Source organism: Flavobacterium sp. B183 (assembly GCF_023539155.1).
In the GTDB taxonomy this organism is placed as follows: Bacteria; Bacteroidota; Bacteroidia; order Flavobacteriales; family Flavobacteriaceae; genus Flavobacterium; species Flavobacterium tructae.
The window spans coordinates 1,479,355-1,493,186 of the sequence record NZ_CP097434.1 but is presented as its reverse complement, the minus strand read 5'-3'; the positions used below and the strand labels follow the sequence as shown (position 1 = coordinate 1,493,186).

Here is a 13,832-nt window from a genome sequence, read left to right as displayed (position 1 = left end):
CAAAAATGAATCAAGATTACATTAAACCAGACAATTGGTCCATCATCGAAGAAGGCTTTGACGCTGAGAGAGTAAAATCATCAGAAAGTCTTTTTAGCATCGGAAATGGTGCTATGGGACAACGTGCCAATTTTGAAGAAACCTATTCGGGTGAAACTTTTCAGGGAAGCTACATCGCGGGAATCTATTATCCGGACAAAACAAAAGTAGGCTGGTGGAAAAACGGATACCCTAAATACTTCGCCAAAGTATTAAACGCTCCAAACTGGATTGGAATTGACATTCAGATCAACGAAGAGAACCTGGATTTGCACCATTGTACTGCTGTGAAAAATTTTCGCAGAGAATTAAATATGAAAGAAGGCTGGTACAATCGTTCTTTTGAAGCTACTTTAAAAAACGGAACCGAAATTGCCGTAAACATTCGTCGTTTTCTTTCTTTAGATCTGGATGAAACCGGAATCATTAAGTACGAAATCACTCCTTTGAACAAGGATGCCAAAATTGTTTACAAACCTTATATTGATGCAGGAGTTACCAATGAAGATGCCAACTGGGACGAAAAATTCTGGGAGCCTCTTGAAGTTAAAAAAGCAGCAAATGAAGCTTTTGTAACGGCGCAGACTTTTAAAACGCATTTTAAAGTAACCACTTTTATGCACAATACGATTTTTGCAAACGGAGAAAATGTAAACATTTCGCCTTCAACAATCGATTCAACTGCAGATAAAATTCAGTTTACTTACGGTACCATTATCGCAAAAGGGCAAACCTCATCGATCCAAAAAATTGGAGGATATACAGTTTCTTTAAATCATGAGAATACTTTAACTGCAGCCGAAAAATGCATTAAAACAGCCGTTGCTCTTGGTTATGAAACTTTACTTCAGAATCAAATCAATGCCTGGAGTAAAATCTGGGAAATGTCAGACATTACCATTGACGGAGACGTAAAAGCACAACAGGGAATCCGTTTTAATATTTTTCAGTTAAATCAGACTTACCTAGGAAAAGACAGCCGTTTGAATATCGGACCTAAAGGTTTCACCGGAGAAAAATATGGCGGATCTACCTATTGGGATACTGAGGCTTATTGCATTCCGTTTTACATGGCCACTAAAGATCAGCAGGTTGCCCGCAATTTGTTGACCTACCGTTTCAATCAATTGGACAAGGCAATTGAAAACGCCAAAGACAATTTAGGCTTTAAAAACGGTGCTGCTTTGTATCCAATGGTAACCATGAATGGCGAAGAATGCCACAACGAATGGGAAATCACACACGAAGAAATCCACCGAAACGGAGCTATCGCTTTTGCGATTTACAACTACCACCGTTTTACCGGAGACTACTCTTATATACCTGAAAAAGGTTTAGAAGTACTTATCGGGATTGCACGTTTCTGGCACCAAAGGGCTTCTTTCTCTAAAGCCAAAAATCAATATGTGATTCTGGGCGTTACAGGTCCGAATGAATACGAAAACAATATCAACAATAATTTCTACACCAATTATACTGCAAAATGGTGTATTGATTATGCCGAAGAACAAATTAACAAAGTGGCTGCCGAATATCCTGCAGATCATCAGCGAATTATGGAAAAAGTAGCTCTTTCTCCTACTGAAATTCTGGAATGGAAAAAAGTCGCTGATAATATGTATTTCCCAACTTCAGAAGAATTAGGCATCTACCTGCAGCAAGACGGGTTCTTAGACAAAGAATTAATTCCTGTAAAAGACTTAGACCGTTCTCAGCGTCCTATCAATCAAAAGTGGTCCTGGGATCGTGTATTGCGTTCCCCTTACATCAAACAAGCCGATGTTTTACAGTGTTTTTATTTCTTTGAAGATCATTTTTCTAAAGAAGAATTAAAACGTAATTTTGAGTTTTACGAATCTTTTACGGTTCACGAAAGCTCGCTGTCGCCTTGTGTTCACTCTATTCAGGCTGCTGTTTTAGATAAAATGGACATGGCTTATACCTTCTATTTAAGAACCTCTCGTTTGGATCTCGATGATTACAACAAAGAAGTTGAAGAAGGCTGTCATATTACCTCAATGGCCGGAACTTGGATGAGTATCGTAGAAGGTTTTGGAGGAATGCGTGTGAAAAACGATCAGCTTCATTTTTCGCCAAAAATTCCAAAAGAATGGAACGGTTATTCTTTTAAAATTAATTTCAGAAATCAAATTTTAAAAGTAGCTGTAAATCATAACGAAACAACTTTTACAGTAGACGGTGATCAGGATTTAACCCTTGTGGTGAATGGAAATCCGGTAACCGCAGAAAAATTGTTTCAAACCAATTAATACAACACACTTAAAAACTTAACAACATGAAAAACTTATTTTTCGCAAGTTTAATCCTGTTTGCTTTCAGCTCCATAGCAAAAGCACAACAATTAAAATCACCCGAAGGAAAGTTCGTAATGGAGTTTTCGCTTCAAAACGACGGAACTCCGGTTTACAATCTGAAATACAAAAATAAAGACGTTGTAAAAACCAGTAAATTAGGTCTTGAACTTAAAGATGATAAAAAATCTTTACTGAATGACTTTACAGTTGTTGACAGCAAAACAAGCACTTTTGACGAAAACTGGAAACCGGTTTGGGGAGAAGTAGATCAGATCAGAAACCATTACAATGAACTGGCTGTAACTTTAAACCAAAAAGGAACGGATCGTCAAATTGTAATTCGTTTCCGTTTATTTGATGACGGATTAGGATTCCGATATGAATTCCCAACACAAAAAAATCTTACCTATTTTGTAATCAAAGAAGAGAGAACACAATTTGCAATGGCGGGTGACCACACTGCATTCTGGATTCCGGGAGATTATGACACTCAGGAATACGATTACACCAAATCGAAATTATCTGAAATCAGAGGTTTATCTCAAAAAGCATATACTGCCAACGTATCTCAGAAATCTTTTTCTCCAACAGGAGTTCAGACGTCTTTGATGCTAAAAACTGCTGATGGAATTTACATCAATTTACACGAAGCAGCTTTGATCAACTATTCTTGTATGCACCTGAATTTAGACGATAAAAACATGATTTTTGAGTCTTGGTTAACTCCAGATGCAAAAGGCGATAAAGGATACATGCAAGCCCCAAGTCATTCTCCTTGGAGAACCATTATGGTAAGCGATGATGCGAGAGAAATCTTGGCTTCAAAAATGACTTTAAACTTAAACGATCCATCAAAAATTGATGATACTTCCTGGATTAAACCTGTAAAATATATTGGGGTTTGGTGGGAAATGATCACAGGAAAAAGTTCTTGGTCGTACACCAACGACTTTCCAACTGTACAATTAGGTGTTTCTGATTTCTCCAAAGCAAAACCAAACGGAACACACGGAGCGAATAATGCCAATGTAAAAAAATACATTGATTTTGCTGCTGCAAATGGTTTTGACGCTGTTTTGGTTGAAGGATGGAACGAAGGCTGGGAAGACTGGTTTGGACACTCTAAAGATTATGTATTTGATTTTGTAACGCCTTACCCGGATTTTGACGTGAAAGGTTTACATGAATATGCAAAATCTAAAGGTGTAAAAATTATCATGCACCATGAAACGTCAGGATCAGTTCGTAACTACGAGCGCCATATCGACAAAGCGTATCAGTTCATGAAAGACAACGGATATGATGCCGTAAAAAGCGGTTATGTTGGAGACATTTTACCTCGTGGTGAAAATCATTACGATCAGTGGATTGTAAACCACTATCAATACGCTATCGAAAAAGCAGCCGATTATAAAATTATGGTGAACGCTCACGAAGCCGTTCGTCCAACCGGAATTTGCAGAACGTATCCGAACTTAATTGGAAACGAAGCAGCGAGAGGAACCGAATACCAGGCTTTTGGAGGTTCTAAACCAAACCACGTAACCGTTTTACCTTTCACCCGTTTGATTGGAGGCCCGATGGATTACACTCCGGGAATCTTCGAAATGGATATCAGCAAAATGAATCCGGACAACAAATCACACGTAAACAGCACATTGGCAAACCAACTGGCATTATACGTTACGATGTACAGCCCATTACAAATGGCGGCTGATACTCCTGAAAACTACAACCGTTTTCCGGATGCTTTTCAATTCATTAAAGATGTTGCTGTAGACTGGTCTGAAAGTAAATACATCGAGGCTGAGCCAGGCGATTTTATCACTGTTGCCCGTAAAGCAAAAGGAACCAACAACTGGTTCGTTGGAAACGTAAACGGAGAAACTGCCCGTACCTCAAACATTGATTTCAGTTTCCTTGAAAAAGGCAAAAAATACACGGCTACCATCTACGCTGATGCAAAAGATGCCCATTACAAAACCAATCCGCAAGCTTACATCATCAAAAAAATAGCGGTGACCAATAAATCAAAATTATCTCAGTTGTCTGCTCCTGGCGGCGGTTATGCGATCAGCATTATCGAAACGAAGTAATTTTTAAAGACAAGTGATTTCCCCCAGAATTACTTGTCTTTTTTTAATTAACATCTTTTTGTTACATCGAATGAATTGTCTCATCGAACGAATTGTCTCATCGAACCAATCGTCACATGAAGCGAATTGTCTCACCGAGCGAATTGTCTCATCGAACGAATTGTCTCATCGAACGAATCGTCACATCAAGCTAGTTGTCTCACCGAGCGAATTGTCACATCGAGCGGAGTCGAGATGTGACCGAAGTTCTCGACTCCGCTCGAACGGACACTGAAAATCACTTGAACTGACACCGAAAATCACCCGAACTGACATTGAAAATTGTTCGACTAACACTGAGAATAACTACCTATTACTATGAAAAACAAAAAAACATCACTTATCTATAAATTACTTCTAATAATTTTGCTGTTTTCCGCTTCCGCGAAAGCGCAAATCCAAAAAACAGAGCCGCCATTTTGGTATGCAGGAATGAAAAATCCGGAATTGCAGATTATGTTCTACGGAAAAAACATTTCACAATACGAGGCTTCTGTATCTAATAATGTGGTGATTAAAAGCGTCGAAAAAACCGAAAACCCAAACTACCTTTTTGTGACCATCGACACTAAAGATGTAAAAGCTGCTGAATTGGTTTTCTCCTTCAAAATCAAAAACAAAGTCGCTTTTACTCAAAAATACACACTTAAAGAAAGAAGAGCCAACTCGGCAGATCGAAAAAGCTATGACGCATCAGATGTAATGTACCTCATCATGCCGGATCGTTTTGCAAACGGAAACCCGAAAAACGACAGTAATGCTGCATTAACTGAAAAAGGGAATCGTCAGGATCCAAGTGGCCGCCATGGTGGAGACATCGAAGGAATCATTAAAAATCTGGATTATATTTCATCTCTTGGTGCAACCACTATTTGGAATACGCCCCTTTGTGAAGACAACGACAAACAGCACTCGTACCATACTTATGCACAATCAGACGTGTACAAAATAGATCCGCGTTACGGAACGAATGAAGATTATGTTCGTCTGTCTGCAGAAATGCATAAAAAAAACATGAAACTTGTTATGGATTATGTGACCAATCACTGGGGAATTACCCATTGGATGATGAAAGATATTCCGACCAAAACATGGTTCAATCAATTTGAAACTTTTACACAAACGCACCACCGTCGTGAAGTAATTACCGATATTCACGCTTCAAAAATAGATCAGGAAGTTTGTGTTGACGGCTGGTTTGTGCCTTCAATGCCGGACTTGAACTTAAGAAATCCTCTTGTTGCCAAATACCTGACTCAAAATGCGATCTGGTGGATTGAATATGCCAATCTTGACGGATTTAGAGTTGACACTTACAATTACTCTGATCAAACGGCTATGGCCAATTGGGCAAAAGCAGTTACGAACGAATATCCAAATTTCAATATCGTTGGAGAAATATGGATGCACAATCAGGCAAATTTAGCCTATTGGCAAAAAGACAGTAAAATTGGTGCGATCAAAAATTACAATTCCAATCTGCCTAGTGTGATGGATTTTACACTTCAAAGCCAGATTAGTTCAGCTTTCAACGAAAATGAGCCAAGCTGGGATAATGGATTGATTAAATTCTACAACAATTTTGCAATGGATTATTTGTATCCCAACACCAATAATATTTTAGTTTTTGCCGAAAATCATGACACTGACCGTATCAATCATAATTTTAAATATGATTTAGCAAAATACAAACTAACAATGACTTTATTGGCTACAATACGTGGAATTCCACAATTGTATTACGGTTCAGAAATTGGAATGGGCGGTGATAAAAGCAAAGGCGATGCCGACATTCGTCAGGATTTCCCGGGCGGATGGACCGGTGATAAAAACAATGCTTTCACTAAAGAAGGCAGAACAGCTGAGCAGGCTTCTTACTTTGATTTTACCTCTAAACTATTCAACTGGAGAAAATCAAACGAAGCTGTTCATTTCGGAAAGATGACACATTACATTCCGGAAAACAACACTTATGTTTATTTTAGATATACGGATGCTAAAACTGTAATGGTTGTTTTCAATAACAATGCAAAAGAGCAAGTTGTAAAAACAAATCGTTTTAAAGAAAACATCAAAAGCTTTAAAACAGGTAAAGATGTGATCACCGGAAAAACATTCGATTTAACTTCCGAAATTACTTTAGAACCTAAGTCAGCACTGGTTTTAGAATTGGAATAAAAGCTTAACCGCAAAGTTAATCCGCCACGAATTCACGAATTATTTTTTGACAATCTTTGAAAATAAAAATTCGTGAATTCGTGGCTATTTTTTTCAACATAATCGATGTCTAAAAAAATCCTAAATAATGAAAAAATACATTTTCCTTTTTTTACCTTTAGTATTCTTAATCATGAGTTGTTCTGGCTCTAAATCAGTTACAATGAATAACGATACTTCAAAAATACCCTTCATTTGGGAAGGAGCCAACGTTTATTTCTTACTTACCGATCGCTTTTATAACGGAGACACTTCTAATGACGTTAACTTCAACCGAACTAAGACTCCCGGAAAATTACGTGGTTTTGAAGGCGGTGATATCATCGGAATTACCAAAAAAATCGAAAGCGGTTATTTCACTCAATTAGGAATCAATGCGATCTGGTTAACTCCAATCGTCGAGCAAATACATGGTGGAGTTGACGAAGGAACGGGACTTAGTTATGGCTTTCATGGCTATTGGGCAAAAGACTGGACGGCACTGGATCCAAATTTTGGAACGAAAGAGGACTTAGCCAATTTAGTCAAAAAAGCACATGCAAAAGGCATCCGGATTATTCTGGACGGCGTTATCAACCACACAGGTCCTGTAACTCCGGAAGATCCCGTTTGGCCTTCGGACTGGGTGCGAACGGGAATGGTTTGTGATTACAAATCATTTGAAAATACAACCATGTGTACCTTAGTAGACAACCTTCCGGATATAAAAACAGAAAGTACGCAAAATGTCGAATTACCCCTTCTTTTAATCGAAAAGTGGAAAAAAGAAGGTCGTTATGAAAAAGAAATCGCCTCACTGGATGAATTCTTCAAAAGAACAGGATATCCAAGAAGTCCAAAATACTATATCATAAAATGGCTGACAGATTATATTTCAGAATTTGGCATTGACGGTTACAGAGGTGATACCGTAAAACATACCGAAGAAAGTGTCTGGGCCGATTTTAAAAAAGAATGTGATTATGCTTTCGAAAACTGGAAAAAAAACCACCCAAAGGAAGTCTTAGACCTAAACCCTTTTTACACGATTGCCGAAGTTTACGGATATGGAATTAGCGGAGGACAAGACTATGATTTCGGAGACCGAAAGGTAAATTATTTCCAAAACGGCTTCAATGGTATGATTAATTTCGAATTCAAATGGAATGCCGCTCAAAACAATTATGAAAGTTTATTTTCGAAGTATTCCAATCATCTTCAAAATGACTTAAAAGGATATTCCGTTTTGAATTATATGTCTTCCCATGACGATGGTCAGCCTTTTGATGCCTATCGTATAAAAGGTATTGAAGCGGGAACCAAACTGCTCCTTTCTCCTGGAATGTCTCAGGTTTATTATGGTGACGAGTCCAATCGCTCTCTGGTGATTGAAGGCACTCAGGGTGATGCCACTTTGCGTTCTAACATGAATTGGGACGATATTCAAAACAGTCCAGAAACACAAAAAACACTTTTACACTGGCAAAAATTAGGTCAGTTTAGAAGAAATCATCCCGCTGTTGGCGCAGGAATCCACCATCAGATTAATGCACAGCCTTATGTTTTTTCAAGAACTTTCACAAAAGATACCTATAATGATAAAGTTGTAATTGGGTTAGATTTACCAAAAGGAAAAAAAGAGCTAACTGTTGGCGAAATCTTCCTAAACGGAACAAAACTGAGAGACTTTTATTCAAATCAGGAAATTGAAGTACTAGATGGAAAGATCACTATTGAAAGTGATTTTAATATTGTTTTACTGGAAGAAGAATAACAATTTTACCGCAGAGAAACGCAAAGATTTTTCTTTAGCCACGAATTCACGAATTATTTTTTGATAATCTTTGAAAATATAAATTCGTGAATTCGTGGCTATTTAATTTTTAATAAATTCCTTGCTAACCTTGCGTAAAACTTTGCGACCTTTGCGGTTAGAAAAAATACTGCATTTACCGCAAAGATTCACAAAGTTATTTAGCCACAGATTAAAGGATTATCATAGATTTTTTAAAATCATTCTAATCCTTTAATCTGTGGCTATTATTTTTCCTTTGCACCTTTGTACCTTTGCACCTCTGAACCTTCACGAAATGAACAAAATGCTAAAAATAGCTCATAGAGGCGCAAAAGCTTACGAACCCGAAAATACACTGCAAGCATTTCAGAAAGCGTTAGATCTCAATGCTGACGGAATTGAACTTGATGTTCACTTAAGTGCTGATGGACATATAATTGTAATGCACGATGAAACCATTGACAAAATGACCAACGGGAAAGGCGAGATCACTCAATACACCTTAGCCGAACTAAAATCATTTTTGATTGCCGGGCAATATGAAATTCCAACTTTAAACGAAGTTTTTGATCTGGTTGACAAAAAATGTTTCATTAACGTCGAACTAAAAAATGCCGATACTTCCTCACAGGTAGTTGCTTTAATCGAAACTTATATCAAAGAGAAAGGCTGGACTTATGAACATTTTATTATCTCAAGCTTTGACTGGAATGCCTTAAAAGAAGTTCAGAATTTAAATCCTAATATTCCTGTTGGTGTTTTAACAGAAGAAGATCTTGATAGTGCTCTGGCTTTCGCCGAAACCATAAAAACAAAAGCCATTCATCCTGATTATCATCTTTTAAATGCAGAAAATGTTAGTAAAATAAAGCAAAAAGGATTTCTGGTTTTTCCCTGGACCGTTAATACGGAGGAAGACATTCAAAAAGTAAAAAGTTATAAAGTAGATGGAATAATCTCTGATTTTCCGGATAAAATATAGGTTAAAAAACAGCCACGAATTCATGAATTTTTATTCTTTGAGATTAAAAAAATAATTCACGAATTCGTGGCAAATAAAAAAATATGACTCAAAATTTCGACATAATCATCGTTGGCGGAGGTGCTGCAGGTTTTTTCACAGCGATTAATATTGCAGAGAAAAATCCTAAACTAAAAATTGCCATTTTAGAACGAGGAAAAGAAGTGCTTTCTAAAGTTCGTGTTTCAGGCGGCGGAAGATGTAACGTAACGCATGCCTGCTTTGAACCTAATGAATTGGTTAAATTTTATCCGCGTGGCGAAAAAGAACTTCGCGGTCCTTTTCATCAGTTTTGCTCAGGCGATACGATCGAATGGTTCGAAAAACATGGTGTTGAGTTAAAAATCGAAGAAGATGGCAGAATGTTTCCTGTTTCCAATTCTTCACAAACCATTATCGATTGTTTCTTAAAAGCAACTGAAAAACTAGGCATAAAGGTACTCACCGGGCAAAGCGTACAATCGATTTTTAAAAAAGAAGATTGTTGGAAAATTGATACTCAAAATGAAAATTTCGCTGCCGAAAAATTAGTAATGGCCACTGGAAGCAATCCTAAAATATGGGAAATGCTGCAAACACAAGGACATGCAATTGTAAGTCCGGTTCCCTCCTTATTTACTTTCAACATCAAAGATCCCCGAATAAAAGAATTACCTGGTGTTGCAGCACAAGTCACTGTAACCGTAAAAGATACCAAACTCGAGTCGACGGGACCTTTGTTAATCACACATTGGGGAATGAGCGGTCCCGCAGTTCTGAAACTGTCTGCCTGGGGCGCCAGAATCCTGCACGATAAAAATTATCAGTTTACTATTTTCGTTAATTGGCTGAATGATATTGATAGCGAAGATGCCGAAAAAATACTGAAAGAGCTAAAACAGGAACACGCCAAAAAAGCCGTCTCGAAAAAATCTCCTTTCGATTTTCCAAATCGTTTGTGGGAAAGTTTAGTTCTGGCTTCGAGCATTGACACCGAAACCAAATGGGCCGATTTGTCTAAAAATCAATTGCAACAGCTCGCTTCACAACTTACAAAAGCAAAATTTCAGGTCAACGGAAAAAGCACTTTTAAAGAAGAATTTGTAACTGCCGGAGGGATTGATTTAAAAGAAATCAACTTTAAAACCATGGAAAGCAAACTACATGAAAATCTCTATTTTGCTGGTGAAATTATAAATATTGACGCCATTACAGGAGGATTTAATTTTCAGAATGCCTGGACAAGCGGGTTTATTTTGGCGAATGCAATTTAATTAGGATACAGTCGCAGTTTTCAGTCTCGGATTAACTGTGACTGAAAACTGCGATTTATCAATTAACAAGACTTTACATCTTCACTAAGATTTCATTAAGACTATTCTAATAATTTTACTTTCAGCTAAGCACTCTAAATATGAAAGTAAAATTACTCACTACAATTTCTTTTTCACCTATCAGCTGTCTGTTTCACAATCAGAAAAATTACTTCACGGAAAAGTTACCTCCAATTATACCCCACTTAACAAAGTCGAAGTCATAAATAAAACGGCCAAAACAAGCACGACAACTAATAATTTGGGAGAATTTTCTATTCTTGTTAAAAGTAAGGACAGCTTATTGTTTTTTTCAAAAGACTACTTTTTTACCAGACTAAAAATAACGCAGGAAAACATCGATCAGAACAACATCGTAGTTAATATGGTTATAAAACCGGAAGAATTAAACGAAGTAGTAATTACCAATATCAAATTTGATCCGATAAAAATCTCTCAACAAGAAATAGATGATATAAAATTAGCAAAAGATGCTGGCTCTTTACAAAAATACACCGGTGTTTACAACGGAACTATTACCAATGGTATCGATTTTGCAAGACTTGGAAAAGGTTTAATTGGTTTATTTAAAACAGAAGATGATAAACCTGCCAAAAATAAAACTCCGAAAACTGATTTCAAAAAACTCGTAGCAGCATCAATTCCTGATGATTTTTTTGTCAAAAATTTAAACTTAAAACCAGAAGAGAAAGAGCTTTTTATTGAATTTTGTGATGCTGATCCCAGATCTAAAAGTCTTTTAGAAAACAGCAATATTCTAATTACAATGGATTTTATGTATGCCAAAAATGAAGAATTTAAAACCCTGAAAACGAATATCAAGAACTAGATCAGATTACTCAATTTTAGTTTTACTACAATCATTTAGTAGTGCAAACAAATCTTTTAATTAAACCGGAAACTATAACCTATCAATTCAACCACCAGATACTAGCATTTAAAACTGCAGCAAATGCTACCCAAATCATATACGGAATCAATAAATATCCGGAAATTTTATTGATTTTAACGAATTTCAAATAAGTTTCATAAATCATCAGCCATAAAAGTACAATTTCAATTAGGGCTAGCATTGGGTTCTTTAATTCGAAGAACAAATAAGACCAGATCGCGTTTAAAGTCAGCTGAATTATGAAGAATCCTAAAGCCATTTTCACCGTCTCTTTCTGCTCTTTTATTTTATCCCAAACCAGTCCCGCTGCAACCGCCATAAAAATATAAAGCAGTGTCCAAACCGGCATAAAAATCCAATTAGGTGGATTAAAAGGAGGTTTTATAAGAGTAGGATACCATGTTTCAACACTTGGTCTTGTCACTATACTTGCAGAATATCCTACCATTAAACAAATAACTAATGCAATTGCAATTTTGGCTGCCTTGTTCATTTTACTCTGATTTTTTTCCAAAAATAATCAAAAAGAAGGCGTAAATCCTATAACTACCCTTTAGTTTGTTATTAGTTGGCACTTGACTTACATTTTCCAACAGAACTTATATGACGCAATATTTTAAAAACTATCTTTGCCAAAATTTTATAGTTCATGTTTACAGCAGCTGATTTTATTCCTAATACCTATACTTCATCCATCGAAAACGGAAATTTTGAATGGAGCGCACCCAGCAACATCGCGTTAGTAAAATACTGGGGGAAAAAAGACAATCAGATTCCGGCAAATCCTTCAGTAAGTTTTACCCTTAAAAATTGTAAAACGATTACTAAGCTTGCTTTTACAAAAAGAGAAACTTCTCCCGCAAGTAATTTCTCCTTTGATTTACTTTTTGAAGGAAAACCAAAGGAAGACTTCAAACCAAAAATTCAAAAGTTTCTGGAACGAATTGAAATCTATCTACCTTTTCTGAAAGAGTATCATTTTACTATCGATACTCAAAATACCTTCCCACACAGTTCAGGAATTGCTTCGTCGGCTTCCGGAATGGCAGCTTTAGCAATGAACTTTATGAGTTTAGAGAAAGTATTAAATCCTGAAATGACAGAAGACTATTTTTACCAGAAAGCATCTTTTTTAGCCCGTTTGGGATCCGGAAGTGCCTGCAGAAGTGTAAAAGGAAATCTGGTAGCTTGGGGAAATCAGGCAAATATTAAAGGAAGTTCGGATTTGTATGGCGTTGAATTCCCTTATACCGTTCACGAAAATTTCAACAACTATCAGGATACCATTTTACTGGTTGACAAAGGAGAAAAACAAGTTTCCAGTACTGTTGGACATGATTTAATGCACAATCATCCCTATGCCGAAAGACGTTTTGCTCAGGCACATGAAAATCTGGATCAGTTAATTACCATTTTTGAAAGCGGTAATCTAAACGAATTTATAAAAGTAGTTGAAAGTGAAGCATTGACATTACATGCCATGATGATGACTTCTATGCCCTACTATATTTTAATGAAACCGAACACCTTGCAAATCATTAATGCCATCTGGAAATTCCGAAATGAGACTCAGATTCCGGTTTGCTTTACACTTGATGCCGGAGCAAATGTTCATGTTCTCTATCCCGAAAACGTTAGCGATAAAGTGCTACAATTTATTCAGGACGAATTAGTTGTATTTTGTCAGAATGGTCAGTACATTTGCGACGAAATTGGAGATGGTGCTTTATTAATTGATAATTAACAATTGTCAATTAATAATTAGTAACTTTATGGAAAAGAAAAACGTTATAAAAGATAAGTCCTTTGCTTTTGCAATTGATATTGTAAATCTTTACAAAACTCTAAGCGAGAAAAAAGAATTTGTATTATCTAAGCAAATGTTGCGTGCGGGAACATCGATTGGTGCAAATGTAAGAGAATCTGAACATGCCCAAAGTAAAGCAGATTTTATTCATAAGTTGTCTATTTCATTAAAAGAAGCAAACGAAACAGAATATTGGTTAGATTTGCTGTATGAAACAAAATATCTTTCTGATATCGAATTTCAAAATATTAAACCTAAAATCAGTGAGTTATTAAGATTACTTACAAGTATCATAAAAACTTCTAAAAACATATAATTA

The 13,832-nt window shown here is 36.5% G+C and carries 10 protein-coding genes; 9 read left to right on the top strand and 1 reads right to left on the bottom strand.

Going from position 1 to position 13,832, the window contains the following annotated elements:
- Window positions 1–5: 5 nt before the first annotated feature.
- The 7 genes from M4I44_RS06820 to M4I44_RS06790 all read left to right on the top strand — a co-directional run bounded on the left by M4I44_RS06820 (window position 6) and on the right by M4I44_RS06790 (window position 11,643).
- Window positions 6–2,309, top strand: coding sequence for a glycoside hydrolase family 65 protein (locus M4I44_RS06820; RefSeq protein ID WP_249966878.1), 2,304 nt, complete (start codon window positions 6–8; stop codon window positions 2,307–2,309).
- A 26-nt stretch (window positions 2,310–2,335) separates the two neighbouring features.
- Window positions 2,336–4,450, top strand: a complete 2,115-nt coding sequence (locus tag M4I44_RS06815) for a glycoside hydrolase family 97 protein (protein ID WP_249966877.1) — start codon at window positions 2,336–2,338, stop codon at window positions 4,448–4,450.
- 357 nt (window positions 4,451–4,807) lie between these two features.
- Complete coding sequence (locus M4I44_RS06810) at window positions 4,808–6,667, top strand: glycoside hydrolase family 13 protein (RefSeq protein WP_249966876.1); 1,860 nt, start codon at window positions 4,808–4,810, stop codon at window positions 6,665–6,667.
- 127 nt (window positions 6,668–6,794) lie between these two features.
- On the top strand, window positions 6,795–8,459 hold the full coding sequence (locus M4I44_RS06805; protein WP_249966875.1) for an alpha-amylase family glycosyl hydrolase: 1,665 nt from the start codon (window positions 6,795–6,797) through the stop codon (window positions 8,457–8,459).
- A gap of 316 nt (window positions 8,460–8,775) precedes the next feature.
- Window positions 8,776–9,462 carry a glycerophosphodiester phosphodiesterase family protein gene (locus tag M4I44_RS06800; protein WP_249966874.1) on the top strand — a complete coding sequence of 229 codons (687 nt, stop codon included), beginning with the start codon at window positions 8,776–8,778 and terminating at the stop codon, window positions 9,460–9,462.
- An 83-nt stretch (window positions 9,463–9,545) separates the two neighbouring features.
- Window positions 9,546–10,754 (top strand): NAD(P)/FAD-dependent oxidoreductase, encoded by a 1,209-nt coding sequence (locus M4I44_RS06795; protein WP_249966873.1) that lies wholly within the window; start codon window positions 9,546–9,548, stop codon window positions 10,752–10,754.
- Window positions 10,755–11,097: 343 nt separating this feature from the next.
- Window positions 11,098–11,643, top strand: coding sequence for a hypothetical protein (locus M4I44_RS06790; protein ID WP_249966872.1), 546 nt, complete (start codon window positions 11,098–11,100; stop codon window positions 11,641–11,643).
- Window positions 11,644–11,725: 82 nt separating this feature from the next.
- On the opposite strand, the gene M4I44_RS06785 is transcribed toward M4I44_RS06790, so the two are convergent.
- Window positions 11,726–12,199 (bottom strand): TspO/MBR family protein, encoded by a 474-nt coding sequence (locus M4I44_RS06785; RefSeq protein WP_249966871.1) that lies wholly within the window; start codon window positions 12,197–12,199, stop codon window positions 11,726–11,728.
- A 156-nt stretch (window positions 12,200–12,355) separates the two neighbouring features.
- Between M4I44_RS06785 and M4I44_RS06780 the strand changes: the two genes are divergently transcribed.
- Together M4I44_RS06780 and M4I44_RS06775 are read left to right on the top strand one after the other, a co-directional pair.
- Window positions 12,356–13,450 carry a diphosphomevalonate/mevalonate 3,5-bisphosphate decarboxylase family protein gene (locus tag M4I44_RS06780; RefSeq protein ID WP_249966870.1) on the top strand — a complete coding sequence of 365 codons (1,095 nt, stop codon included), beginning with the start codon at window positions 12,356–12,358 and terminating at the stop codon, window positions 13,448–13,450.
- A 28-nt stretch (window positions 13,451–13,478) separates the two neighbouring features.
- On the top strand, window positions 13,479–13,829 hold the full coding sequence (locus M4I44_RS06775) for a four helix bundle protein (protein WP_017494761.1): 351 nt from the start codon (window positions 13,479–13,481) through the stop codon (window positions 13,827–13,829).
- The last annotated feature ends 3 nt before the right edge of the window (window positions 13,830–13,832 follow it).